Source organism: Halomonas sp., from assembly GCF_052095695.1.
In the GTDB taxonomy this organism is placed as follows: Bacteria; Pseudomonadota; Gammaproteobacteria; order Pseudomonadales; family Halomonadaceae; genus Vreelandella.
Window position 1 is genome coordinate 1 of sequence record NZ_JBQDLQ010000051.1, and the last position, 25257, is coordinate 25257.

Below are 25257 nucleotides of genomic sequence, written 5' to 3' on the forward strand. Positions count from 1 at the left end.
AATCCAGGGTCAGAATGGGCGAATTCCAACCCTAGAATGCAAATAGCCTAAAAAACCAATAAAAAAGGCAAGGGGAAGCCCCTTGCCGCAACGTTTGAACACCGCGCCTCGGGCTTTGTGCCCTGGCGCGGTGCCTCGGCATTTTCGCCGGATTCGGCGTGATGTCAAGCAATGACGTGACCAGAACATCAATGAGAGAACGGATTTGAGACGAATTGCCATGGCGATTCGTTGCGTAGAAGCCCTTGATTGACGTTATGAGCGCAGGTTAGGCAAGGCGAAATTATCCGAGAAAGCGGAGTTTACAACGCGTAAATGAGCATGTTGAGGTTAATTTCAACGCCGCATTACCAAGCGCAATAGTCAATCAGGGGGTTCTTTGTTACGTCTACTTTCAGGGACATACCCAATGACCCCTTCCCAACGCCAGCCCGAAAATGAAATCTATCGGGCGCTCGGCCGCTATCGCGGCGCGCTGCGCTCGGTAGGGCTATTCAGTGCAGTTATCAATCTGCTGATGCTGGTGCCGCCGCTTTACATGCTCCAGGTTTACGATCGCGTGCTGGCTTCCGGTAATACCACCACGCTACTGCTGTTAACGGGCATGGCCCTGGGCCTGCTGGCGCTGATGGGAGCCCTTGAGTACGTACGCAGCCTGGCGGTCATCCATATTGGGGAACGCTTCGATGAGCAGTTGGGGGCGCGTATTTATGGAGCAGCCTTCGAGCGTGGGCTGAGCGGCCAGGCGGCCCAGGCCGGGCAAGCCACCCGCGACCTCGATGCACTACGCCAATTTATCACCGGCAATGCGGTGTTTGCGTTCTTCGATGCGCCCTGGTTTCCGCTGTATTTGTTGGTGATGTTTATGTTCCACCCGTGGATTGGTTGCCTGGCGCTGGTGGGTGCTGTCGTGCTGATCGGCCTGGCATGGCTCAACGAGCGGCTTTCCCAGCCGCCGCTACGTGAAGCGGGCAAGCTTTCCGTACAGGCAAATGCCATGGCAGAAACGCAATTGCACCACGCCGACACCATTGAGTCGATGGGCATGCTCTCCACCTTCACCCAGCGCTGGGCGCGGCTGCATGCGGGCTTCATTGCGCTACAGGGGCTGGCCAGCGAGCGTACCGCCCTGGTAACCGCTATTTCCAAGAGCCTGCGTATTGCCTTGCAGTCATTGGTGCTGGGGTTAGGCGCCTGGTTGGCTATTGGCGGTCAGATAAGCCCCGGCACAATGATCGCCGGGTCTATTTTAATGGGCCGTGCACTCAGCCCTATTGATCAGGTGATCAACGCTTGGCGGCAATGGACCTCGACACGGCTGGCTTACCAGCGCTTGGGTAACCTGCTAACCGCTCACCCGGCCCGCCAGCGGGGCATGGATCTCCCTGCTCCGCAGGGCAAGCTTAACGTGGAGCCCTTGAGCGCCATGCCGCCCGGCGGTAAAACACCTACGCTGGTTCAGGTGGGCTTCGCGTTGGAACCGGGCAATATTCTAGGCGTCATCGGCCCTTCAGGGTCTGGTAAATCTACCCTGGCAAAGTTGCTGGTAGGGGTTTGGACACCCAAAGTAGGCACCGTGCGGCTGGATGGCGCGGATATCCAGCGTTGGGACAAAGCGCTGCTGGGGCCGCATATCGGCTATTTACCGCAGGATGTCGAACTCTTTGCGGGAAGCGTAGCTGAGAATATCGCCCGTTTTAGCGAGCCAGACCCCGAACAGGTTGTCGAAGCCGCCAAAACTGCCGGGGTTCACGAACTGATTCTGGCCTTGCCCCAGGGCTATGACACGCGTTTGGGCGACAACGGCCTCGGCCTTTCTGGCGGGCAGCGCCAGCGTATTGCCTTGGCCAGAGCACTCTACGGCCCCCCTGCTTTGATTGTATTGGACGAGCCTAACGCTAATCTGGACGAGACAGGCGAGCAAGCGCTGCTGCAAGCACTACAGCAGCTACGCGAACGAAATGTCACCGTTGTGCTGATTACCCACCGCCCGCAGGTACTTAAGGCGACCTCGCATCTGCTGGTACTACGAGAGGGACGGATGCAAAAGTTCGGGCCCACTGAAGAGATCCTGCACGCCCTGAACGCTGCCCGCCAATCAACGGCTTCCGCCAATGCCCCAATAGCCAGTCCTTATGCACAAAGTGCTTACACCTACGGTAACGTTTCCATCAATCGTCAGGAGCAGCGCGCATGACGCTTCGCCAGCTCTCCCAGGCTACACCCTCCCCTGCTAATTCTTCGCAAACAGCCCCGTCTCCCCCAGACTGGCAATCACTGGCCATGCAGCGCAAACGCAAACCGCTGCATTTGGGTGGCTGGTTGCTACTGGTCGGGTTGCTGCTGTTCTTGGCTTGGGCGGCCTGGGCACCATTGGATAATGGGGTGGCAGTCCCTGCAACGGTGGTGGTCTCAGGTAATCGCCAAGCAGTCGAACACCCAACCGGCGGTATTGTTGAGCGACTTTGGGTGCGTGAGGGGGATCAAGTGGAAGAGGGCCAGCCGCTTATCGGCCTCGATACAACGCGCCTGCAACATGAAACAGACGCGCTGCGTTTACAGCGGGCATCGTCACTGGCCGAAACCGCCCGGCTGGAAGCTGAACGCGACCACCAGGACACCTTTATCACACCGGCTGAACTCGCTAACAGTGGCGATGTGGAAATCGACACGCTGCTGGCGTTGCAGCGCCAGTTGTTCACCAGCCGGCGCAATGCGTTGGCGGCCGAACTCTCAGGTATCGAAGCCAACCTGGATGGGCAGCGAGCAAGGACGGCGGGGCTTGAATCCTCACTGGCTCAGCAGCGCATGCAGTTGTCAGTGCTGGGAGAGCAGCGCAACAACCTGCGCGAACTGGCGACCGACGGCTATATTCCTCGCAACCGGCTGCTGGAGATTGAAAGCAGCTACGCACAGCTGCAAGGTGATATTGCTTCAGCCATCGGCACACTACAGCAAACACGGCAACAGGTAGCTGAGTTGCAGTTACGGCACACCCAGCGCAATGAAGAGTATCAGCGTGACGTGCAGGATCTCCTCGCCCAAGCGCGTTTGCGTACCCAGCAACTGACCGCCCAACTGGCCAGCACCGAATTCGATTTGGCTCACGCTCAAATACGTGCTCCCCGCTCGGGAACGGTGGTGGGCCTGACGCAACATACCGAAGGTGGCGTCGTTCAACCCGGCGCGCTGCTGATGGAAATTGTGCCCCTGGGCGAACCCTTATTGGTGGAGGGGCAGTTACCCGTTGAACAGATTGACCAGGTCCATTCGGGCCTGCCGGTAGAACTTGCGTTTACCGCTTTCGAACGTAGCAGCACACCACGTATACCAGGGGTTGTCAGCCAGGTTTCCGCCGACCGGTTGACCAATGAGCAGACGGGGCTGCCGTATTACCGACTGTATGTCGAGGTGGCTGCCGATGATCTCGCCCCATTGGGTAATCAACCGCTCAAGGCGGGCATGCCGGTCGAAGCGTTTGTACGCACCGGCGAGCGCACGCTGCTCAACTATCTGTTTAAGCCACTGCTGGACCGCGCCCGCACGGCCTGGGGGGATGCATGATTCGCGCTGCATCATTGCGATACCGCACCTGGCTGCTGATCACCTGCTTCTGCTGGCCTTTCAGCGCGTTTGCACTGGATTTCCGGGAAGCCTATGAACTGGCCAAACAGCACGACCCGGGCTGGCTGGCCGCGCAGAGTGAAAGCGCAGCCGGGCAACAGGAGCGGGCGCTGGGGCGCTCTGCTTTACTGCCCTCGCTCAGCTATCGCTACTCTCGGGCCAACAACTGGTCGGAAGTGCAGCAGGAAACACCACGCGGCACGACCACGAACGATATGAATTACACCAGTTACTCCTCTGCCTTCACGCTAACGCAACCCTTGCTGAACGCTGCGGCGTTCGCTCAGTATCAAGCAGGCAAGGCCCAGGCCGAAGCCGCTGAGTTAACGCTTGAACGCGCCCGTCAGGCGTTAGCCGTTCAGGTTCTACAAGCCTATACCGAGGTACTTTACGCGAACGACGATATCAAACTGGCTAAAGCCCATCTGCGTGCCCTGCAAGCAGAAGATGAGCGCAGCCAACGCTTTATCGACTATGGCGAAGGCACCCGTACCGATCAGTTAGAGATTGCCGCTCAATCACGCTTGGTGGAAGCCCAACTGATTGAAGCTGAAGACCGTTTGAGTGATGCCCAGAATGCGCTGCGCGCTCTGACCGGCACACGTGTCCCATCCGCTTCGCTCGCCCCATTGCAGGCCGACCTGCTCGCCCGCAATCTACACACTACCCAAGCAAACCCAGTGTTATCACTGGAACAGTGGCACGAACACACGCTGGCCCATAACCCTGAACTGGCCGCCCAGCGCAGCCTGCTGGAAGCCGCCCGGCACCAACTGAATCAGCAGCGCGCCGGGCACCTGCCGAGCGTGCAGTTGTATGCGCGAAGCCAGATATCCGACTCCAATTCAGAAAACATGATTGGGCAGCGTTACGACACCGACAGCATAGGCGTTGAGGTCAATTTACCGCTCTATTCAGGTGGCCGGGTAGTCGCTGCCAGCCGTCAGGCAGGCAGTACGTATGAACAGACACGCCATGAGTTGGATGCAGCGACAGTAGAACTACTCAATGACGTTGAGCGCCAATACCGTTTAACCCGCAGCAGCCAACGGAGAATAGAGGCTTATCAGCAGACCGTAACCGCCGCCACAGAACGCGTGGAAGCCACGCGGAGAAGCATCCTTGGCGGCGAACGAACCAATTTGGATGTGCTGAACGCCGAACGCGAACGTTTCGAGGCACTACGCGACCTTTCCCGTTCCCGCTATGATTATCTATTGGCTTGGTTAACGCTACGCTGGCAGGCGGGCGTGCTCAATGGCGGCGATATCGAACGGGTGGCGGGAGCCTTCGGCAGTTAGGTTGGGGTTAGGTGTCGTGTGTGGCATGGGGTGAGCCCAGGAGCCAGGGCGTCGTTGAGACAAGCCTACGGAAGCGGTGGAAATGGGTCCACTACATGAACGGCTGAAGGATTAATCCCACAGGCAAGCCAGCCGTCTAGCAAGGCCCCGCCCATACGCCCTCAGCCTCTGAGGGCCAATCCCCGTTCATTCACTTTCCAAGACATGACTAGCTGTCCAAGGTTCTTTTCTTTCGATGGCGAAGGGCATCTTTTTCTAGGGCTGCGGCGAAAATCGGTTCCCAGCTACGAATGTGATAATGCAAGAGCTTGAGCAGCTCATCTTTCTCGCCAGCCTCAATGAGGTCAATAATGCGGTAATGTTCCTCGACGGACTCACGTTGCCGATCTATCCCGGCACCTGATCGAATCCCGAAGAGGCGCATCCTGTCCCGAAAAGCTAGTGCCGTCTGTGCTAACAATTCGTTGCCGGAGGCTGCAAACAAGGCATCGTGAAAGGAACGGTCAGCGATGAGGTAAGCACGCACATCATCATCGTTCACGGCTTGCTCAATCTCGCGAGCATATTCCCTGAGCATCTCAGTATCACACGACGCATTGTCCATCATCAGCTTGGCAGCTTGAAGCTCTAATAAATCGCGCATATCGAAGAGGTCATGTAGCTGTTTCTTGGTAGGTCGTGATACCCGAAACCCTCTGTTGCGGACTGGCTCTACCAAGCCGGTATTTGCCAATTCAAGCAACGCCTCACGCACCGGCGTCGTCGAAACGTTAAGCTCGGCCGACAGCGCAGGAACGGAGTAAAGAGTGCCAGGAGGGCTTTCTCCCGAAATGATCTCCGACCTCAGCTGCTTGAGGATACGCTCACGAAGGTTCTCTTGCATCGCATTGATCACTTAGTTTCTGACCACTCTCATCATGATATTGCCTTGCGGTTGACAAGTCCAGCCCGTGGACGCATTATAGTAGTGCACTACAGTAAAGCATTTATTGCGGAGGTACATCGTGACAGAGCAGCGGCTAAAAGGATACTGCACCCTTTGTCGTTCACGTTGTGGGTCGGAGACGGTCGTGGCTGGCAAGCGTGTCCTATCTGTCGAACCCCTTCGCGACCACCCAACCGGTGGTGCGCTCTGTGCAAAGGGGCGCGCCTTGCCCGAGATGGTTCACAGTCCCGAACGTCTAAGGTCTCCTCTCCGGCGAATCTCACCCAAGGGAGCCCCTAATCCCCAATGGAAGGAAATTAGTTGGGAAGAGGCGCTAGATGAAGTCGCTACCACGTTGGCTTCCATCAGAGAGGAGGATGGCGCTGAAACAGTGGCATTCGCCATTACGACACCGAGCGGGACGCCGATGGTGGATAGTTTCGAATGGGTCGAACGCTTTGTCCGATGCTTCGGATCCCCCAATCTAATCTACGCCGTCGAGGTATGTGGGTGGCACAAGGATTATGCACATGAACTGACTTTTGGGCGTGGTATCGGCTTCGCTGACTATGAAAATGCCGACGTTATCCTTCTTTGGGGCCATAACCCTGCGAGAACCTGGCTTGCGCAGGCGAGTCGAATTGCTGACGCTCGCAGCCGCGGCGCAAATGTTGTGGTCATTGATCCCAAGCCAAATGGATCTGGACAGCAAGCTGATCTATGGCTGCGAGTTCGGCCGGGCGCCGATTCGGCACTCGCTATGGGTGCCATACGCCATCTGATCTCAACGAAAACTTATAACAACGCGTTTGTCCGCCGATGGACGAACGCATGCCTGCTAGTAAACCTTGAAACAGGCCGCCTTGTGCGTCAGGAAGATCTCTGGGAAGGAACTGAGCTTCCTGGTTTTGTAGTTGTCGATGGGAGCGGAAAGCCGCAAAGCTTCGACCCCAGAGCCGCCGATACAGTGACTGATAATCTCATGCTCGATCATGAGATTCGATTGATTGATCGGAGTGGCACAGAGTTTTCTGCCAGAACGGTTTTCTCACTATTGAGGGAGTCTGCCGAACCATACACCACAGCACATGTAGCTGAAGTCAGTTGGGTAGGCGAGACCGATCTCATACACTTCTATACCTTGCTAGAAGGTGGTCCCAAACTGGCTTACCATTCGTGGACAGGTGTCGGGCAGCATACCAATGCTACGGCTATTGAACGTACCATCGCTAGCTTATATGCCCTGACAGGCGCGTACGATCTACCAGGTGGTAATATATGGCCCACTCCACCACCTACGCGTGCCGTCAATCAACTATCACTTCTACCAAAAGGGCAGAAGGAAAAGACACTTGGCCTTTCCGAACTTCCGCTTGGCCCGCCGTCCCGGGGCTGGGTCACCGCCCGTGATTTTAGTCAGGCTGCCATTGAGCATCAGCCTTACCGAGTCAAGGCATTGGTAAGCTTCGGAACCAATTTGGTGGTATCGCAGGCCGATGCAGAGCGCAACATGATAGCACTGAACGCACTGGACTTTCATGTTCATGCGGATGTTTTCATGAATCCGACAGCGGAATGTGCGGATATCATTCTCCCGGTAAATCTTCCACCCGAGCGCGATGCACTAAAGATAGGCTTTGAAATCGATCAGGCCGCAGTAGAGACCATCCAGTTTCGTCCCAAAATGGTCGAATGTGAGTTCGACGCACGTGCCGACTACGAAATCGTTTTCGAGCTTGCCTGCCGCTTGGGACATGAAGATGATTTCTTTGGCGGCAGTATCGAGGCGGGTTGGAACTGGCAGCTTGCTCCGTTGGGTGTGACGGTCGACGAATTAAAAAAATTGCCTGGCGGAAGCCGGTTTCAACAACAAAACCCAATGAAGAAATATTCCCTTCCCGATGGAAATGTTCGGCTCAAAGGCTTTCCCACCAGCTCGGGTCTGGTCGAGCTTTATTCGGAACAATTGTTGGATATTAGCTATCCTGCCATTGCCTGCCATATTGAGCCGGAAGAGAGTCCGTTACGTGGGAGGCGTGAAGGGACAAACTTTCCTCTTACGTTGACTACCGCAAAGTCTGGCTGGTTCGTGCATACCTCGCACCGACATATCTCCTCTCTACGAAAAAAATCACCTGACCCAACAATGGAAATCAGCGCGGCACTGGCACGCTCTCGCGGACTCTTCGAAGGGGACTGGGCTTATGTCACAACCTCTTACGGCAAGGCTGCACTACGGGTGACGCTGAACGAGTCGCTGGATAATCGTGTGGTCATAGCCGACTTCGGCTGGTGGCAGGCTTCACTTGCCCTCAACCGTAGCTCGTCACCTGTGTTCGGACACAATACTAGCAATATCAATGCTGTGCTGAGCGACACATCACGTGACCCTGTCAGTGGGTCTGTCCCATTACGCGCCGTGCTTTGTGACATCAGCCCTCATCCGATCAGGAATATTGGACGCTGGAATGGTTGGCGCGATTTTACCGTCACACGCGTGCAGGTCGAAGGAAGTGATATTGTCGCTCTTAAGCTGACGCCACTGGACGGCAAGGCGTTGCCAGAGTTCCTTCCAGGACAGCATGTTGTTACTCGTATTGCCGAAGGCGGCCCCGTCCGTTGCTATTCCTTGCTTGGATCCGGGCTGCCATCCAGCAAACTGTCAATTGCCGTCCGTTGCCAAGGTACAGAGTTCGATGCGCGTGAAGGAAAATCGCTCTCGGCTGCCATTCACGGATTATCTGTGGGAAATCACCTACAGCTTAAAAATCCAACAGGTATTTTCACTCCACCCACTTATAGCGACCGTCCCCTCATCTTTCTTGCGGCAGGCATTGGCATCACTCCGTTCATTAGTGTCTTGGAGCGCCTTGCCGTCGAGGGATGCAAAGCCGATATCATGCTGCTGCACGGGTGTCGAAGTGGTGTCGAGCACCCCCTTTCAGAGAGGTTGAACGAACTTTGCGAGGAGCTGCCCAGGGTGCATCGTATCACGGCATTTTCTGCTCCTCTGCCGAGCGATGCGGCAGGCAAGGATTATGCGGTACATGGCCGTGTGGATTTTACGGCCGTAACACCGCTTTTACCAAGTAGGCCTCTTGTCTACATCTGTGGATCTCCCAGTTTTACAGAAAGTGCAATGCATGCAATGAGTGAGCTCGGTATTCCGCCGTACGATATCTGGTCTGAGGTCTTTACCTCACCTAAATCTGTGTCCATCGATTTACAGCCACAAGTGGTTCACATCAGAGGAACCGGGCGCAGCTTTGAGTGGCGACCAGAATTGGGTTCGCTACTCGACGCCGCCCTTGAGCATGGCTTCGCGCTGCCTAGCGGTTGTCGCGTTGGCCAATGCGAGAGCTGCATTTGCAAACTTGTCGACGGAGAGGTCGCGCATCTGGGTGGCCGCGAACCAGAAGAAAATCAGTGCCTAACCTGTCAGGCGGTGCCGCTGACGCGAGTAACAATAGCCATATAGAACAAATTCAACAGAGGTAAGTGTCATGTCCAATCAAAGACCAGATCCCATAGTGGCTCAAAGGGGGGGAGAGAGCGTTCAAGAGTTGAAGCCCGGTGAAGAGCGCAGCATGCTCAAGACATTTACCGGCGGTTTCGTTAACGCGTTTGATCGATACATGCCTGATCCGCTGATCTTGGTGCTTTTCATTACATTAATCGTGTTCGTAGCCGGAATGGTTTTCCAAGGGCAAGGAGCGGTCGCGATGCTTGGCTATTGGCAGGATGGATTCTGGAATCTGCTGAGCTTTGCGATGCAGATGACCCTCATCCTCGTTGCCGGCTTCACCGTAGCACGTACTCCCTTGTTCATGGGCTTGGTCGATCGCGTCGCTAACGTGGCGAAAACACCGGGGCGTGCCATTTTGACAGTGAGCTTCACTACGCTTGTCATTTGCTGGATCAACTGGGGCATGGGCCTGGTGGCCGGCGCCATATTGGCTCGTGAACTGGCACGGCGTGTCGAGGGTGTCGACTATCGGCTCTTGGTGGCCAGTGCCTACGCCGGGTTCATGAGTTTTCATGCCGGGCTGTCGGGATCAGCAACGCTACTTGTCGCTACGCCGGGGCATTTTCTGGAGGACCAGGTGGGGTTGATCCCTACCAGAGAAACGATCTTCGGAGTGCTCAACCTAAGTATCTGTGCCGCGATCCTCATCGTGTTGCCCTTAACATGCCGTTTGTTGATGCGCGGTATCAACAAGCCAGTGACCGTCGAGATCGACAAGCTCAAGGATGAAGACATCAAGGACAGCCCGTCGGAGACACTGCGTCCGGCCGAGCGCATAGAGCGCTCCAAGACGCTCGCCTGGGCCAGTGCGGCGCTGGGTTTTGCTTCGGTTTCCGTGTATGCCATGAATGGCGGCGGGCTCAATCTTAACATCATCATTTTTATACTTATCTTTCTGGGCCTGGCGCTGCATGCCAGTCCTCGCAGTTTTCTCTCGTCAATTGATGAAGCTGCGCGTGGTGTTTCGGGTGTGTTGATCCAGTTTCCTTTCTATGCCGGAATTATGGGCATGATGGGTGCCTCGGGCCTGGGGGCTAGCCTGGCGCAGGGATTTACCAGCATTTCGACGGCTAGTACATTGCCGTTCGTCAGTTTTCTCTCAGCGGGTGTGTTAAATATCTTTATACCTTCAGGAGGTGGGCAATGGGCGGTTCAAGGGCCAATTCTCGTCGAAGCGGCCCAGTCGCTGAACGCGGATATTTCGGACGTTGTCATCGCTTTTGTCTGGGGCGATGCTTGGACCAACCTGATTCAACCGTTCTGGGCGTTGCCCGTACTGGCAATTGCCGGGCTCAAGGCGCGTGATATCATGGGTTTCTGCGTTATCATGATGGGTACGACAGGCATCGCCATTGCAGCCGCATTGTTGATAATCTAATGTCGGTTGATCTGCCGAACAGGCGGTTCAGAAAATTTGCATGCACACGTTCACCGCCGAGCAGGCGGTCCGCCAAGACTCAATCCACCGGCGGCGTCCAGATCAAGCGTTTGATGCCAACCAAGTCGTCGACCTGGATACATGTAAAAGGCCCGAAGTATGGTGTTGGTGGCAATCCCTTGCCTGGGTTCGTCCTATTCTTTGTAACCCGCTTCTCTTTGATGCCTCACCGCCAGAATCGCGATGTTTTCGCCATCGAAACGATACAAGGCGGCATAGCCGCTATTGCCGAAGTCGATTAGCCACTCACGAAACTCCGGTTCTAGATCCTCGACGGGCCGGCCGACATGCGGCTGGTGGGCGAGAATCTTAACCCCGGCCCGGTATGTTCAGAGGTTTGAAAACGCGACCGGATACGCCGACAGAACCGCGAGTACGGGCGCGCGCACGGTGGAGCAAAGGGCCAAAATGGCCGCCGATCCCGAATTTGCCGCGCGGATAAGGGCCAAGAGGCGAGAGACCATGCGGCGATTTCGTGAGCGCCGCAAAAGAAAGGCTCAATGCAGGCCGGCGCGGTAGGCCACGCCAAATCGTTCTGCCATCGCATCTAGGCGCTTATCGAGTGTCCACAGCTTGCCCTCGGGTGTGAGCAGCACTGACACCAGCAGGCAAATGTCGATCAAGCCACAGCCCTGGCCATAGAGCCGTTCCCGCTCGATTAGATCGACCACTTCCGACAAGCTCGCCTGCCGGCATCGCGGCAAGAGGTCGATGGCACGCAACGTCACGTCGCGGGGAGCAGGCGGTGTGCCGCAAGCCAGCTCTGCGACAATAAAGGGATGGCTCAAGGCCTGCGCCGTTTCCAGCAGCCAAGACAAGTGGCCATTTCTTTCGCGGAAATGGGCCACCCATACGCTGGTGTCAGGCAAGATGCTCATGCAGGCTCCCCGCGCCGGGGGATATCCGGCATTTGCGGCGCGCTGCCGCCGAGGGCGGCCAGGCGCTTGCCTGCCTGCACCTGCACGTATGTCTTGATCGCCTCGCGCACCAGGTCGGCGGGCGAAGAGACGTCATCACCGGCATAGGCCAACGCCTCTTCATATAGCTTATCGTCAACCGAAATCGTCGTTCGCATCGCCTTGCGCTCCATGACATAAAATGTGATGCCATTGTGCATCACTTTTGAGTCAGGCGCAAGCGGCTCCGCGCAGAAACTTTCTTGCGGTGATGCAAAAATCCTAAATTATGCAACATGGCCGGAATCGGCCATATTGTGTGACTTTGATGTGTCGCAAAAGTCAGTCGCAAATAGTTAAATATATGCGACATATTTTGCAACAGCGGGGCGCAGGATTATGAGAGACAGAACGCTCGATCTTGAAACCGGCCGGCTGCTGATCGGCTACGCCAGGGTCTCAACCGGCGACCAGGACCTACGGAACCAGCGCGACGAGCTGAACGCGGCCGGTTGCTCCCGAATATTTGCCGAGAAAGTGACGGGCGCTCATGCGAAGCGCCCAGAGCTGGAACGGATGCTCGATCATTTGCGCCCCGGCGACGTGGTGACAGTGACGCGCCTGGATCGCCTCGCGCGCAGCACCCGCGACCTGTTGAACATTGCAGAGCGGTTGGAAGCTGCTGGCGTTGGCTTGCGCAGTCTGGCCGAGCCTTGGGCCGACACCACCAGCCCGGCTGGCCGGATGGTGCTAACTGTATTCGCGGGCATTGCCGAGTTCGAGCGCAGTCTGATCGTGGAGCGAACCCGCAACGGACGCAAAGCGGCAAAGCGGCGTGGCGTGCAATTTGGCCGCCGCCATGCTCTCACCCCCGGCCAGGTCGAGCATGCCCGTGAATTGCTGTCCGAGGGCCGCACAGCGAACGAAACGGCCGAGCTGCTAGGCGTGCATCGGGCGACACTCTATCGAGCTTTAAAAAAGGGTATGTGGCAGGGCTCAAGCGCCCAGTATGATGCGCCGCGCGCGCGTTCTGTAGCGGCGGGAGGCTGAGCATGTTCGACGCGCTCGACGCCCTGATTGTAGGCACCGCGAAAGGCATCATCCGTTCGATCTTCTTTCTCGGCCGAATCTTGGCCTATCTGCAAGTGCTGCTGATGCTGCTCGCCCTGGGCATCCTCGGACTCGTCATCGTGCAGTGGCTATTCTTCTAGTCCCCTTCAGGATTTGTATTAGCATCAGTGTTAAATTAACATTGATGTTAATACAAATGCCCTGTTTTGCTCTGAGGCTCAGCGCGAGACGTGCGCCCGGCTCGGCCGGCGTGCGTCTCGCGGTGTGCCCGACAAGCGCTAGCGCGTCAGTTCTTCAGTTCTGCGGTTTGCCGCTTTCAGGCTGATCCATTCCGCACCTTCACGAACTCGGCCAGGTCAATTTCGCCGTTGATGTACCGTTGCGCGTGCGCCTCGTCGGCTTCGCTGAGTTTGAAGCCTTCCAGGCCCACGGAGGCGCGGGCGTAGTTTACAGCCTCCTGGCGGCGCTGCTTTTCCTCATCGGTGATATGAGTATTTGCGTTCTTACTCATCTACTTTGTTCCTTAGCTGGGCAACATAATCGGTCAGCAACTCTTTGACGCTCTTTCCTTGTCGAATGGGGAATCACGAGACCAGCTTCATCTGCGCCCGCTTTTTGTGTTTGCATGACCCAATCAACAACTTTTGGACCCCAGGACGCATCTTTGTCCACCATTGTTTTAAATTCACAGAGGGAGAAACAGGCCAGCGCACAAGATCGACCTGAATGGACGTTAATAGAGCAGCCAATTGCGCCTTCCAGTTGATATTGATAGCGCTCCATATGCGTTAAAAACGCGGCGGCTTCTTCAGGAAATAACAATGCCATACCATCTCCAACGATCTCACTAACATTCACTACTATAATGAGGTAATTTCCATTCACAGCCGTTTATAACTTAAGTACAGTGATAAGGCCCATAGGAAGTGACTAGATGACGCTGATACGTATTCTTTGGGTAGGCTTGGCAGGGCTAAGTTTTAGTATCGGAGTGCTAGGTATTTTTCTCCCCCTGCTGCCTACCACCGTGTTTATGCTGATGGCGGTTTACTGCGCCTCCAGAGGCTCGCCGCGTTTCGAGGTTTGGATTCGCTCCCGCCACTATGTCGGCCCTCTTCTGGTGAACTGGGAACAAGAGCGCGCCATACCCAAGCGCGCTAAGATTTTTGCCGTTTGCACGATAGCGTTGAGTGCGATAATCACCGCTTGGTCACTCGGGCCTGGCTGGTTAAGCGGGGCAGTGATCGCCCTACTGATGCTGATTGCCCTGTGGCTGGCTACCCGGCCAGAGCCGTCCTCTTCTTCTCATAAGTAAGGGGTTACTGAGTAAGAGGTGATCAGGCTACGCGGCATTTTCAGGCCATGCGGCTCATGCGTTATGTAGACCGAAGCTTCGCTAACTCAGCCTGCGCTATATCTACGCGCACGTTACCCAGCGTTACAAGCGCTTCGGCTACCTGGGCAACTTCGGCTCCTTCGGCTCCTGCCATCAGGGCGATATTTTTAGCGTGAAGCGCCATATGGCCTTTTTGAATACCGGTTGTGGCTAACGCTTTTAACGCTGCAAAATTCTGCGCCAGCCCAACGGCAACGATGATACGCGCTAATCGATCAGCGCTGTTCACCCCTAAAACTTCAAGACACCGGCGTGCGGTAGGATGCGCTCGCGTGGCACCACCGATCAGCCCCACAGGCATCGGCATTTCAAGTGTGCCCGTTAGGCTGCCGTCACGATCCGCCTCCCAATGGGTAAGCGACCGATAACGCCCGGTACGTGCGGCATAGGTATGGGCACCCGCTTCTACCGCGCGGGTGTCATTACCCGTAGCCAGCACCACCGCACTGACCCCGTTCATCACTCCTTTATTATGGGTAGCCGCCCGATAGGGGTCTAAGTCCGCGAAACGGTAAGCCGCCAATATTCCATCCCGAACCGACTCCCCGCCTATTTGATCAAGATGCCAGGTCGCTCTGACTCTTGCTAAACGACGGTCCGCCAGATTAGATAAAATTCGCAGACGGCTCTCTCCTCCCGACCACTCTGCTAACGACGGCGCTACCGCTTCCGCCATCGAATTCACTGCATTTGCCCCCATGGCATCGCGCACATCCACCAGTAGATGCACAATGACCATATCCTCAAGCACGCGCACTTCTACATCCTGGAAACCACCGCCGTGCTCTAACAGCACTGGGTCGGTAGCGTCACAAATACGCTTAATCTCGTCGCGGGCTTCTAATATACGCAGCCGAGCAAAATCAGGGTTCGCGACGCCTACCAACTGCACCTGAGCAATAATCACGGGCGCTGATGTGTCCGTATAAAAGCCGCCCGAGTCGCGACACTGGCGTGCTGCATTACACACAGCAGCCACGACGGACGACTCTTCCGTCGCCATGGGAACCAGCGGCTCTTCACCGTCAATGATTAAATTAGTGGCGACCCCAATCGGTATGTTTAAGGTGCCAATAACATTCTCTATCATGCTATCGGCTGTTTCTGCTGCCAGGTTACCAGTATCAGCCAAATGGGCTTCCCCAGCAGCATCCAAGCCGCTTAAAGCGGCCACTTTACGCAGCCGCTCGCGTGGTGAGCGTTGGTAAAACCCCGGAATCCGCGATGTACTTGTCGTCATAACTGTTACCTAAATTTGCATAAACTATTGTTACAGCGCTACATAAAAATTAAGTGCTCAGGCTAGCCAGCCCATTAGCCAAGGCGCGGCATAAAGCGTCATAAACTGCACCCCATAATTTACGCCCCAGCGGTTTAATAGCCCCGCGACAAGCGCTAACACCGCGACGCCCAGAATGCCCATCACACCTGCGTCCATAAATGCCAGCAGCACGACCAGCGAGAAGAACATCGCCAGGAAGGCCTCGTGAGGAATACGACGGAAAACAAACACACAGATACGCCGGGCATAACGAACGGCAATAGGGTAAGTCATCAACAGCGCCACACCAGCACCCAAAATGCTGGCAACCGCGATTTCACCAAAACTCATCAGGTGATGAGCGTTCTGTTCCAACGTAAGCACCGGCGGGGCGTTGAAGAAAGCGTTACCCGGGCCAATTGCCATGGGGCTCATCGGTATACCCAACGCTGCAAGTGGTATCAGAATGCCGGCGATATAGGCGGCATTAGTCACCGCATCCATTGAGGAAAGCGCACGGCTGGCTTTCTCTACCGTACCTTTCACCCAGCTCGACATCACCTCGCCCAAAAAGATGGTGATCCCTACCGGGCTCATAAAGAAGGTGACCGCCCCCAATACCGAACTAGCGGCTGCCGAAACAGTTTCCTGACGGGTCAAAATACGGAAGGGGTTGGGACAGCGGCTCGTATCATCGCCTTCATCAGCAGCGTAGATTTTGATTGTTTTAGGTTCACTGGTCGCCATTTTGCGCCGTTCTTCATTCACGGTTAACTGGGCCAAATTGAAGATCATCGGACCTATCGTGATACCCAGGAAAAACGAGATGAACACAACCTGGCCTTCAGGGATAACTCCCATCCCCCAGTAGAAGTGGCGTAGTGCCTGTACCAGTGCTGCCAAGATGACAATACTGATCAAGCTGATCACTTTTGCACGGCTCATCAGCGCTAAGAATATCGCACCAACAAAAAATATCTGGCTGGCATACTGGCTTAACACATCCGCCAGTGGTGTCAGCAGGAAAGCCAATAGCAGGCTCACGGGTATGGCAACAAGTGTGCCAATCACCGAGCCCGACGCCATTTTGCGAATTGCCAAGGTAGCGTGCCCTTCACGCTTCAGTATCATTGCATGCTCGACCATAGGGGCCGACATCACCCCTCCCGGTATCCCCGCGACCGAAACGGGTATCGAATCCGTCAGTTTCTTAGCCACGATGGCGGCCATAAAGAAAGCCAGCACCACAGGGAGAGGAACGCCTGCCACAACCAGGGCCAGCGTAACCGGTGCAAGTACCGCCGTTTCATCGGTACCCGGCGCTACTCCGATGGCGGTATACACCACAACACCAATTAAGGCGGCCAGTAACATCTGCAAAAGTAATATCGCATCCATGGTTACGCCTCCTCATCCGTGTCGAGATGGCGCTTCGGGCGTAAATAAACCGTATTGACAGCAAACCCCAACAACGCACCCGATAAGCCCACGATTAAAGGCATTGGATCTGCCCATGGGGTAAGAATGAAACCACCAAGCGTGAGCGGGGTAGAAATCATTAGGGCGGTTAACAGGTCTTTACCTGTCACCGTATCGTCCCAAACAGTTAAGTAAGCAGTTGTTTTATGTGGCATGCCCATTCTCCGCAGAGATCATTATTTGTGTTTTATACCCAAGTAGGCTGAACCTAAGGAGCCTCTGCTTAACGCGATGAGCGCAGGCCAGACAAGGCAAAAATCAACGAAAAAGCAGAATTTACGGGATGTAAATGAGCATTTTGAGGCGATTTTTAACACCGTATGGTCAAGCGTAATAGTTAATCAGAGGTTTCCTAGCTTGTGAAAAGACAAGACGCTAAGTAAGGTACAGCAGTGCAAATTGCACGAATTACTGTACCCATCAAATAACAGGTACAGTTCAGCCTTCATTGAGAGTCGTTCATGTCAAAAGCTAGCCAGGTCGCTAACGCTCTGTTGAGCCGAAATCCTCAAGCAGTCGACCTGCCCAGCTAGCTAAGCTGGTCGATTTCGTGTGCATACAAGCACAGCATACTTTTCATCCTTGCAATGTACGCCTATAAGGCGTACGTTTCATATACTACACATGTACCATACATCCATGACAGGTCGCAGTGGGTTTAGGAGGCTACCATGTTAGCTCTTACTGATATTACGAAAGAACCGGCATCCGAGCGGCTGAGCTTCCGTGCGCCGCCACGTATCAAGCAGACCATCGAGCGTGCTGCCGCACTGAGTGGCCAGGATATGTCGGCATTCGCCCTTTCAGCAGCATACGAGCGTGCGGTGGCCACCATCCAGGCACACGAAGTAACACGGCTCACGCCCGAGGATCACCAAGCCTTCTTCGAGGCCCTGGAAACTCCACCAGCACCGTCCGAAAAGCTGCGCGCTGCCTTCACTAAACACCAGGAGAGGGTGATGAAGCGTTGATGTTGGAAAATGTTGTCATCAAGCCGCTCGATACGGACAGGCATGATCAAGCAGCTTTTTCGTCTGGGGTTGAACAAGTCGATAACTTTCTGCTGAAGACTGCCGGCAAGCTGCTGAAAGGGGGTACAGCGAGAATGTTCGTGATGGTAAATCCCCACCAGAACCCCGAGGAGATCCTCGGCTTCTATTCCATCAACGCTCATAGCGTGGACTATGGGAATCTTCCCAATCGCTACCGGCGATATGCACTGCCTGGCGGCAGTATCCCCGCCGCGTTCATTGGCATGATGGGTGTCGCTCAGGCTGCCCAAGGGTATGGGATAGGAGGGCTCCTCCTTGCCGATGCGCTCAAGGGTACCCATCTTGCCTCGCATCGAGTGGGAACAGCGGTGGCGCTGCTCGACATCCTGGATTGTGGCAACCCGGAAACCGTAGCTCGTCGGCAGCGATTGTATGAAGGGTTTGGCTTCCAGGCCCTGGCCTCGGACCCACTGAGAATGTACATACCCATGGCCACCGTCGCGCAGTTGCAGGAGCCTTGAGGGACCCATCAAATAACAGGTACAGTTCAGCCTTCATTGAGAGTCGTTCATGTCAAAAGCTAGCCAGGTCGCTAACGCTCTTCTAAAAGCCATCGACGAAGGACGTCTGTCACCGGGTACACGTGTCGCTTCCATCCGCGAAGCAGCCCAGCAGTTTGGCGTATCGAAAAACACCGTTATTGATGCTTATGATCAGTTGGTTGCACTTGGCCATCTAAACGCCCGTCAGGGTGCTGGCTTTTTTGTGTCACGCCCCTTGCCATCGCCTATCGACGAGCCTGCTAACGATCTTTCAGAGGCCGTTGACAGCGTGTCACTACTGCGTGAGCAGCTAGTAGAGAACTTTGCGGTGCGCGTAGGCGATGGCAGGGCTCCGGCTAGCTGGATGTGCGGCACTGAATTAACGCGTTCAATCAGGCGGCGGACGGATTTATTCAATGAAATCAACGATGTTGAATACGGCGTGCCTCAAGGCTACTCCCCATTGCGCGAGCGTTTAGCGTTGGCGTTAGCCGGGCGCTCTATCCACGCTTCACCTGATCAAATCATGATGACCTTTGGTGCTAATCACGCCTTTGACTTAATTATTCGCCACTTCGTTGGCGCAGGAGAAAGCGTTCTGGTTGAAACGCCGGGCTATTACCCCTTATTTGGAAAGTTGCGCTTGGCTAAAGCAAAATTAGTGGGCGTTCCACGCACGACCGATGGCCCCGATTTAGAAGAATTCGAGCGAAAAGCTAAGCAGTACCGCCCCCGGCTCTTCTTCTTACAGTCTAATGCCCACAACCCTACCGGCAGCACCATGTCACTTAGCAATATGCATCGGCTTTTAAAGCTTGCCGAACATTATGGTGTCACCCTGGTGGAAGATGACGTTTTCGCAGACATTCTGCCTAAAGGCAGCGCTCACCTAGCAGCGCTTGATGGATTAGAAAGGGTGATTTACGTAGGCACTTTTTCCAAAACACTCTCTACTGGCTTGCGCTGTGGCTATGTGGCAGGCAACCGCTCAATCATTCGTGCGTTGGTGGATATCAAAATGCTCACTGTAGTTAACTCCTCGACCTTCAATGAGATGATAGTGCATGATCTGCTAGCCAGAGGCCGATACCGCCGCCACCTCGCGCAACTGCGCGATCGAGTGGCTAAAGCCGGTGCTACAGCAATAAGAGTATTGGATCAAATAGGCGTCAATGATGTGATTGGACCAGGCGGCGGCTACTATTTATGGGCCAAACTGCCTCCCCATATCAACACTACTGAGTTGGCTAAACGTGCCTCGGAAACAGGCATTTTTATCGCGCCAGGAGCTATTTTCTCACTGCGCCCCGACAGTACCGACGCCAACTCAATGCGCATTAATATTGCTCATGCCAATGATCACCGTTTTTTAGACTTCATCGGCAAAGAGCTTAGTGAGTAAATATCCCGCTTACCCTTAAGCGCGCCGTTAACAGCCTAGATTGCTTTCTAGATTGCTTTACACTCAGAGGGCACGCGACGCCCTACCGTCCAAGTGGCTTCATCGCCCTTTCCGCGAAACTCATGCGTTGGTGTGGCATACCACATACCAGAAGCGGGGCGCTGGCTCTCCAAGCGTAGTGTGTCGCCATCAATCATGACTAGCGCGACATCATCCTGCTGATCGAACATAACAGTGAACTCAGTACCATCATCACAACGATAGTCAGCCTGAGGATAATTATCCTGTGAGTCATTACTGTGTTTAGAAGCCGTGGTACAGCCTACCAGTAGTAATGAAACCAGCACGCTAGCCAAGCGCAGGTAAGAATATTTCATCGCATTATCATCCATGCGTGAGTTGTTAGGTCGATTTACCTTATCAGTATGATCCAAACCATGTTATTGCGCGAACGAACGTTAGGCCCAGTGGACATCAGCCGTGAATGCAACGGTAAACCAGCAGAGCTCGGGGGCTACGGAGATTCCCTGGGAGATCTGCCCACGAATATCATCCAGCTCCGCAACACCTTCCTCACTGGCAAAATCAGGCGATGTCACAATATGGATCTCAATGAAATAACCACGCCCGCTTTTAGCCACATGGCTGGTGTAGGAAAGCACACCCTCTCGCTGCATCACAGGTACCATTGCTGCATGGACCTCGCTGTCCAAAGCGCTGGGGGCGATAAGAAAAATATCCCGCAGCGCACGCCGCACAATACCGATAGGTACGGGGAGCAAGCAGAGTGTCAGTACCGCTAGTAGGAAGGAGTCTACATAAGGCGTGAGGTAGACATAGCTGGTTCTTTCCATCACCCACGCAACAGCAAAGGCCAGCAGCAGTACAGCGGTAATCGATGCAGCCATCACCCAGCCATGCATATCAATGCGCACCAGTTCCGAACCAACCTGGCGATTCAGTTTCCGTTGATACAACGCCATAGCAGTACATACCGCAGTTACCACGATGGCATAAAGAATAGCGATACCAAAAGCGAGTTCATGACCACCATCCATTAGCCCCTGCACAGCATTCAAGAACGCGTAAAAACACAGCAGCAGCAAAATACTGCCATTCAGGCCCGCTACCAGCGGTTCAAGGTGCCAATAGCCATGCTGGAAGCGTTGGCTGGCTTCACGCACCACCAAACGTGCGACCACCAGCGCCAGCCCCGACATGGCGGCATCAATGGTGGAAAAGACGCCATCGAAGAGAACGGAACGCGAACCGGATAAGAGACCGAAGACAATCCCCAGGATAGAGACGCCCAGGGTTACCAGAATAGATATCTTCAGAGCACGCTGCTCAAGGGTGGCCGTCATGGTCTATCTCTTTTTGAAAGCTGACTCTCTATCGTAGCCAAACCATTTTAAAAGAGCGATGCTATCAGCACTGTTTAATATCCCCATTGGCGTACTTAATCCACGTTTTACCCAGGTGATTGCGTAGCTCTTCGCCGACACGCTCACCATCTCGGGCTTCCAGCGCAGCCATAATGGCTTCGTGCTCTTCCATCGCCGTTGCCCACTTTTCAGTTTTTTGATTTGACAGATAACGAACGCGATAGAGCTGGCGGCTCAAGTTGGCGTGCATATCAATCAGCGTGGCATTGCCTGAAAGCGCCACAATCCGGTTGTGGATATCCTGGTTTAAGCGGAAGTAGTTTTGCCGATCGCGCCTTAGGAAGGAGGCCTTCATTTCATAGTGAAGCGCCTGTAACTCCGCGATATCACTGTCACTTGCATTGGCACAGGTAAGCTCTGCGGCGGCTTGTTCCAACACGCTTAACACATACGCTTTCTCTTTCATATCGGCAGGGCTTACTTCCGCCACCACGGCCCCCCGGTTTGGTGATATGACCACCAACCCTTCCGCAGCCAGAATTTTCAGCGCCTCCCGTAACGGGGTACGCGATACTTGAAGCTCGACCGCCAACGTCCGCTCAGGCAAGCGTTGGCCCGGCTGAAAGTGGTCCATCACGATGTGTTCACGCAAGTAGTTCGCAACTTTCTCTACCAAACCGGGCTGGCTGGGTTGGGTGACTTCTTCCATTGATGTATTCACATAGTAAACGAATGCCAAGAATGGCATACCAAAAAAATCCTTTCAAACGAATACAGCTCAGTTAGCCATTTTTTAAATATATACTTATCAGTTAGATAAATAAAAATAATGCCAACCCGATACTAAAGTATCAACCCTGAACGATTGATCTTCAAAATGGTATACCACTACATTTTACACACATAACCATTGCGCCACTGGCTACGATAATACACTCACAGAAATACGTGTCCGCCGTAGCAGACCGTCCAGTAAAAGGAATACTCGCACCTCATGAACTACTTACAGCATTTTGAAACAAACAAGGTGGCTGAGGCCTGCATTGCGGGTGCTGGCGACTTTGGGCGTGGGGTATTACATCAGGCGCGGCAAATGAAAAAGCTATCGGCACGTATCGCCATCGATATTAACGCGGATAAAGCGGCCGAAGCGCTACGTTATGCGGGCATTCCTGATACTCAAATAATGGTATGCCATTCTAAAGACGATGCTCTAGAAGCTTGGAAACAGGGCCTTTTTATTGCTACGGACACCTTCGAAACGATCAAAACGCTGCCCTTCGACATTTTGGTCGAATCTACTGGCATACCAGATGTGGGTGCACGCTATGCAGAAGCCGCCCTACTTGCAGGTAAGCACGTAGGTATTGCCACGAAAGAGACCGAATCGGTGGTTGGCCCCTACCTTACCCGCTTGGCCTATCAACAGGGACGGCTGTTTACACCGTTGGATGGTGACCAACCTAGCCTGCTGATCGGCCTGCTTACCTGGGCCAAAACCCTTGGCTTTGAGATTATTGCCGCAGGCAAAAGCAGCGAATATGACTTTATCTGGGATGAGGCCAATAGCACCGTTACCTGCAACGGTACTGCGTTTGCCGCCCCTGGTTTGAGTGAACTTTGGGAGTTACCGGCAGGCAGCGAGCGCGATGTGGTGGAAGCGCGTAGCAAGCTACTTGCTGCGATCCCGCAAATTTCGGTGCCCGACCTATGTGAAATGGTTAACGTGGCTAACGCCACGGGGTTACGCCCAGACCGCCCAGAGTTTCACGCCATGGTACTGCGCACGGCAGAAGTTCCCACACTGCTGGATCTTAAAGCACAAGGCGGGGTATTACAGGGCCTTGAGCGCCTGGAAGTATTTAACTGCTTACGCCGCCCGGATGAATTGAGCTTTGCAGGAGGCGTGTTTGTAGTGGTGCGTTGTGAAGACCCGCATGTGTGGACCCTGCTGCGGGATAAAGGACATGTGCTCAGCCGTAATGAACAAAGCGCCATGATTTACCTGCCCCGCCACCTGCTTGGCCTGGAAGCACCGATTTCATTGCTGGATGTGGTCATCCATGGCCAGACATCCGGCGGTGGGCACGCCACTACTCCCCAATTTGACCTAACGGCACGGGCCACACAGCCCATCACGTCAGGGCAACGCCTTGAGATGCGCGGCCACCACCGACATATCGAAGGGTTGCGTCCGGAGCTTCATCCCGCCGCGGCGTTGGCACCAGATGCAAAAGTGCCTTTTTACCTGCTGCCCGGCGCCGAAGTAATTCGCGATATTGCTGCCAATCAACCGATTACCTTAGCGGATGTGGCTCTGCCCAACTCAACATTAAAGCAGCTACGCGAAAAGCAGGACCAGCTATTTCAACAAGATGCCTTGGTTCCATAAACGCTCGTCGACAGCACGCTCACTTAAACCTCCCTCGCGGGAATAAAAAGCAATAACAATCAGTTAGGAGAAATATCATGCTTAAGCACACTCTCAAAATAGCAACACTCAGCGTCGCAATGGTTAGCCTCGCCACTACCATTAGCGCCAGCGATGCTACTGACTACCCCACCCAGCCTATCCAGTTTCTGGTAGCGGCAGGTGCAGGTGGCGGCACGGATAACTTTGCTCGCCTGGTTCGCCCTATGTTTGAAGAAACCTTGGGCGGCGCACGCATTACGGTGATTAACCTACCCTCCGCCTCTGGCGCGTTGGCTCACCAGCGTACCGCCACCGGCGCACCAGATGGCCATACCCTTGATTTCGCCTCCACGACTCTTGTGACGTCATTAGCAGCGGGGCAGAATCCGATTGGCCTGGATCAACTCACCCCTGTAGCACGGATGCAGTCCGATGTGATGGCGCTGTTCGTCAATCCAGAACGTTACCCTGATTTTGAGTCTTTCCTGGCGTATGCCAAGGAAAATCCAGGCAAAGTCACCATAGGCGGCACACACACCGCCAGCCCTGACCATGTCGCGTTTCTTTCGCTACGCGATGCCTCCGGCCTGGAGATGAACTTCATTCCCTACGACAGTACCGGCAACGCCACGGCAAATGTTCTGGGCAACAACATCGATGCCACCACCACGTCACTCAGCCCGCTGCTGAGCTATATAGAAGCGGGCCAAATGATGCCAATCCTGATATTCAGCGATGAGCGCTTAACCGACTATCCGGATATACCTACCACCGTGGAATACGAGTGGGACCTGACCGACGGCAACGACCGGGCAATTTTTGTTCATGCAGATACGCCTGAACTGGTTCTACAGCGTTTAGAAGGTGCGTTTAAGGAAGTCTACGACTCTGAGGAGTATCAGACCTACGCTGAGCAGGTGAACCTGACTTACCGGGAAGGCTGGATGGGCAGCGACGAATATCGCCAGCGGCTTGAAAATAATTACGAACTCTATTCGCGGCTGCTAAGCAATGAACAATAAGCATATCAGGTGAAGGCGGGCAACTGGTTTGCCTGTCTTTCAATACTCATCGGCTAGGGCTTGTCTGATCAAGCTGGCCCTACCACGTTCCCTTCGGGGTTTATCATGCATGCCAGGATTACTCTCTTCGCATTCGCTGTGGTGTTACTGGCACTCGCCAGCTTGATACCCACACTACAGTTCCCCAGCTCCGCGGACGTTTCTACCTTTATCGGCCCTCGTGTGTGGCCACTAGCCCTATTAATTGCACTTTTTGGGTTGGGTAGCGCGCTGCTATTAATGACGTGGCGTGATGTGCGACGAGGCATCACTTATGGCGATGAACCAGAAGCAAACGCCACTACCCAGCGCAACGTTGCTGTCTTACAACGCTTCACACTAGCGTCCACCCGGCACTGGTGGCTGATTGCCGCCACCCTTATCTACACGTGGCTGATCAGTCTGGTGGGCTTTTTACTCGCCAGCCTCGCGTTCACGCTGGTCGGTACGCTGCTGCTTGGGGCGCGTTCCTGGCGCACGATTCTCATCACGGTCGCTATCTGAACACCCTTGCTCTGTGAGTGAGTGAATGCCTTCATATATAT

General features: G+C 54.6%; 26 protein-coding genes. 14 read left to right on the forward strand and 12 right to left on the reverse strand.

Annotated elements, in window-relative coordinates; genetic code table 11:
- Nucleotides 1–409 precede the first annotated feature (409 nt).
- Genes ACTH5D_RS11350 through ACTH5D_RS11360 form a run of 3 tightly spaced genes read left to right on the forward strand, consistent with a single transcriptional unit; the run spans nt 410 to nt 4925 of the window.
- Nucleotides 410–2197 carry a type I secretion system permease/ATPase gene (locus tag ACTH5D_RS11350; RefSeq protein ID WP_441671282.1) on the forward strand — a complete coding sequence of 596 codons (1788 nt, stop codon included), beginning with the start codon at nt 410–412 and terminating at the stop codon, nt 2195–2197.
- The gene (locus ACTH5D_RS11355; RefSeq protein WP_441671284.1) at nt 2194–3564 is read left to right on the forward strand and encodes an HlyD family type I secretion periplasmic adaptor subunit; all 1371 of its coding nucleotides are present in this window, start codon (nt 2194–2196) and stop codon (nt 3562–3564) included. Before ACTH5D_RS11350 ends, ACTH5D_RS11355 begins: the two co-directional genes overlap by 4 nt.
- Nucleotides 3561–4925: a TolC family outer membrane protein gene (locus tag ACTH5D_RS11360; RefSeq protein ID WP_441671286.1), complete on the forward strand. Its 1365-nt coding sequence runs from the start codon at nt 3561–3563 to the stop codon at nt 4923–4925. Before ACTH5D_RS11355 ends, ACTH5D_RS11360 begins: the two co-directional genes overlap by 4 nt.
- A 208-nt stretch (nt 4926–5133) precedes the next feature.
- Here ACTH5D_RS11360 and ACTH5D_RS11365 read toward each other — a convergent pair whose 3' ends face one another.
- A complete protein-coding gene (locus ACTH5D_RS11365; protein ID WP_441671288.1) occupies nt 5134–5808 on the reverse strand; it encodes a GntR family transcriptional regulator in 675 nt (224 codons plus the stop codon).
- Nucleotides 5809–5929: 121 nt separating this feature from the next.
- Here ACTH5D_RS11365 and ACTH5D_RS11370 point away from each other — a divergent pair, with 121 nt between their 5' ends.
- Both ACTH5D_RS11370 and ACTH5D_RS11375 read left to right on the forward strand, forming a co-directional pair.
- Entirely contained in the window at nt 5930–9328 is a 3399-nt protein-coding gene (locus ACTH5D_RS11370; RefSeq protein WP_441671290.1) for a molybdopterin-dependent oxidoreductase, read from the forward strand.
- Nucleotides 9329–9437: 109 nt separating this feature from the next.
- Nucleotides 9438–10754 (forward strand): short-chain fatty acid transporter, encoded by a 1317-nt coding sequence (locus ACTH5D_RS11375; protein WP_441671292.1) that lies wholly within the window; start codon nt 9438–9440, stop codon nt 10752–10754.
- 194 nt (nt 10755–10948) lie between these two features.
- Here ACTH5D_RS11375 and ACTH5D_RS11380 read toward each other — a convergent pair whose 3' ends face one another.
- The 3 genes from ACTH5D_RS11380 to ACTH5D_RS11390 all read right to left on the reverse strand — a co-directional run bounded on the left by ACTH5D_RS11380 (nt 10949) and on the right by ACTH5D_RS11390 (nt 11889).
- The gene (locus ACTH5D_RS11380) at nt 10949–11122 is read right to left on the reverse strand and encodes a type II toxin-antitoxin system RelE/ParE family toxin (protein WP_441671332.1); all 174 of its coding nucleotides are present in this window, start codon (nt 11120–11122) and stop codon (nt 10949–10951) included.
- Between the two features lie 189 nt (nt 11123–11311).
- On the reverse strand, nt 11312–11692 hold the full coding sequence (locus ACTH5D_RS11385; protein WP_441671294.1) for a type II toxin-antitoxin system VapC family toxin: 381 nt from the start codon (nt 11690–11692) through the stop codon (nt 11312–11314).
- Entirely contained in the window at nt 11689–11889 is a 201-nt protein-coding gene (locus ACTH5D_RS11390) for a type II toxin-antitoxin system VapB family antitoxin (protein ID WP_441671296.1), read from the reverse strand. The genes ACTH5D_RS11385 and ACTH5D_RS11390 overlap by 4 nt, the downstream gene beginning before the upstream one ends.
- Before the next feature lie 220 nt (nt 11890–12109).
- On the opposite strand from ACTH5D_RS11390, the gene ACTH5D_RS11395 reads away from it, so the two are divergent.
- Together ACTH5D_RS11395 and ACTH5D_RS11400 are read left to right on the forward strand one after the other, a co-directional pair.
- Entirely contained in the window at nt 12110–12760 is a 651-nt protein-coding gene (locus ACTH5D_RS11395) for a recombinase family protein (RefSeq protein ID WP_441671298.1), read from the forward strand.
- Between the two features lie 2 nt (nt 12761–12762).
- The gene (locus ACTH5D_RS11400; protein ID WP_441671300.1) at nt 12763–12921 is read left to right on the forward strand and encodes a hypothetical protein; all 159 of its coding nucleotides are present in this window, start codon (nt 12763–12765) and stop codon (nt 12919–12921) included.
- A 176-nt stretch (nt 12922–13097) separates the two neighbouring features.
- Here the strand turns inward: ACTH5D_RS11400 and ACTH5D_RS11405 are convergent, their stop codons facing one another.
- Together ACTH5D_RS11405 and ACTH5D_RS11410 are read right to left on the reverse strand one after the other, a co-directional pair.
- Nucleotides 13098–13292 carry an antitoxin VbhA family protein gene (locus ACTH5D_RS11405; protein ID WP_441671302.1) on the reverse strand — a complete coding sequence of 65 codons (195 nt, stop codon included), beginning with the start codon at nt 13290–13292 and terminating at the stop codon, nt 13098–13100.
- A complete protein-coding gene (locus ACTH5D_RS11410) occupies nt 13289–13609 on the reverse strand; it encodes a hypothetical protein (protein WP_441671304.1) in 321 nt (106 codons plus the stop codon). Before ACTH5D_RS11410 ends, ACTH5D_RS11405 begins: the two co-directional genes overlap by 4 nt.
- 106 nt (nt 13610–13715) lie before the next feature.
- Between ACTH5D_RS11410 and ACTH5D_RS11415 the strand changes: the two genes are divergently transcribed.
- Nucleotides 13716–14096: a YbaN family protein gene (locus tag ACTH5D_RS11415; RefSeq protein WP_441671306.1), complete on the forward strand. Its 381-nt coding sequence runs from the start codon at nt 13716–13718 to the stop codon at nt 14094–14096.
- Nucleotides 14097–14157: 61 nt separating this feature from the next.
- On the opposite strand, the gene ACTH5D_RS11420 is transcribed toward ACTH5D_RS11415, so the two are convergent.
- From ACTH5D_RS11420 to ACTH5D_RS11430, 3 genes are read right to left on the reverse strand one after another with little or no spacing between them, the layout of a single operon-like run.
- Nucleotides 14158–15417 (reverse strand): hydroxymethylglutaryl-CoA reductase, degradative, encoded by a 1260-nt coding sequence (locus tag ACTH5D_RS11420; RefSeq protein WP_441671308.1) that lies wholly within the window; start codon nt 15415–15417, stop codon nt 14158–14160.
- A 57-nt stretch (nt 15418–15474) separates the two neighbouring features.
- Nucleotides 15475–16836 carry a tripartite tricarboxylate transporter permease gene (locus tag ACTH5D_RS11425; protein ID WP_441671310.1) on the reverse strand — a complete coding sequence of 454 codons (1362 nt, stop codon included), beginning with the start codon at nt 16834–16836 and terminating at the stop codon, nt 15475–15477.
- A gap of 2 nt (nt 16837–16838) precedes the next feature.
- Complete coding sequence (locus tag ACTH5D_RS11430; RefSeq protein ID WP_441671312.1) at nt 16839–17072, reverse strand: hypothetical protein; 234 nt, start codon at nt 17070–17072, stop codon at nt 16839–16841.
- Nucleotides 17073–17588: 516 nt separating this feature from the next.
- Here ACTH5D_RS11430 and ACTH5D_RS11435 point away from each other — a divergent pair.
- The 3 genes from ACTH5D_RS11435 to ACTH5D_RS11445 are packed head-to-tail and all read left to right on the forward strand — an operon-like array spanning nt 17589 to nt 19853.
- Complete coding sequence (locus tag ACTH5D_RS11435; RefSeq protein ID WP_441671314.1) at nt 17589–17888, forward strand: type II toxin-antitoxin system TacA family antitoxin; 300 nt, start codon at nt 17589–17591, stop codon at nt 17886–17888.
- On the forward strand, nt 17888–18430 hold the full coding sequence (locus ACTH5D_RS11440) for a hypothetical protein (RefSeq protein ID WP_441671316.1): 543 nt from the start codon (nt 17888–17890) through the stop codon (nt 18428–18430). Before ACTH5D_RS11435 ends, ACTH5D_RS11440 begins: the two co-directional genes overlap by 1 nt.
- A 49-nt stretch (nt 18431–18479) precedes the next feature.
- The gene (locus ACTH5D_RS11445) at nt 18480–19853 is read left to right on the forward strand and encodes an aminotransferase-like domain-containing protein (RefSeq protein ID WP_441671318.1); all 1374 of its coding nucleotides are present in this window, start codon (nt 18480–18482) and stop codon (nt 19851–19853) included.
- Nucleotides 19854–19900: 47 nt separating this feature from the next.
- Here the strand turns inward: ACTH5D_RS11445 and ACTH5D_RS11450 are convergent, their stop codons facing one another.
- The 3 genes from ACTH5D_RS11450 to ACTH5D_RS11460 form a co-directional block, all read right to left on the reverse strand.
- Nucleotides 19901–20230, reverse strand: coding sequence for an MliC family protein (locus tag ACTH5D_RS11450; RefSeq protein ID WP_441671320.1), 330 nt, complete (start codon nt 20228–20230; stop codon nt 19901–19903).
- Nucleotides 20231–20311: 81 nt separating this feature from the next.
- The gene (locus ACTH5D_RS11455; protein ID WP_441671322.1) at nt 20312–21217 is read right to left on the reverse strand and encodes a cation diffusion facilitator family transporter; all 906 of its coding nucleotides are present in this window, start codon (nt 21215–21217) and stop codon (nt 20312–20314) included.
- 64 nt (nt 21218–21281) lie between these two features.
- Complete coding sequence (locus ACTH5D_RS11460) at nt 21282–21986, reverse strand: GntR family transcriptional regulator (protein WP_441671324.1); 705 nt, start codon at nt 21984–21986, stop codon at nt 21282–21284.
- Nucleotides 21987–22232: 246 nt separating this feature from the next.
- Here ACTH5D_RS11460 and ACTH5D_RS11465 point away from each other — a divergent pair, with 246 nt between their 5' ends.
- The 3 genes from ACTH5D_RS11465 (at nt 22233) to ACTH5D_RS11475 (ending at nt 25216) form a co-directional block, all read left to right on the forward strand.
- Nucleotides 22233–23630 (forward strand): flagellar biosynthesis protein FlgA, encoded by a 1398-nt coding sequence (locus ACTH5D_RS11465; protein ID WP_441671326.1) that lies wholly within the window; start codon nt 22233–22235, stop codon nt 23628–23630.
- A gap of 77 nt (nt 23631–23707) precedes the next feature.
- On the forward strand, nt 23708–24673 hold the full coding sequence (locus tag ACTH5D_RS11470; protein WP_441671328.1) for a Bug family tripartite tricarboxylate transporter substrate binding protein: 966 nt from the start codon (nt 23708–23710) through the stop codon (nt 24671–24673).
- Nucleotides 24674–24778: 105 nt separating this feature from the next.
- Nucleotides 24779–25216 carry a tripartite tricarboxylate transporter TctB family protein gene (locus ACTH5D_RS11475; protein ID WP_441671330.1) on the forward strand — a complete coding sequence of 146 codons (438 nt, stop codon included), beginning with the start codon at nt 24779–24781 and terminating at the stop codon, nt 25214–25216.
- The last annotated feature ends 41 nt before the right edge of the window (nt 25217–25257 follow it).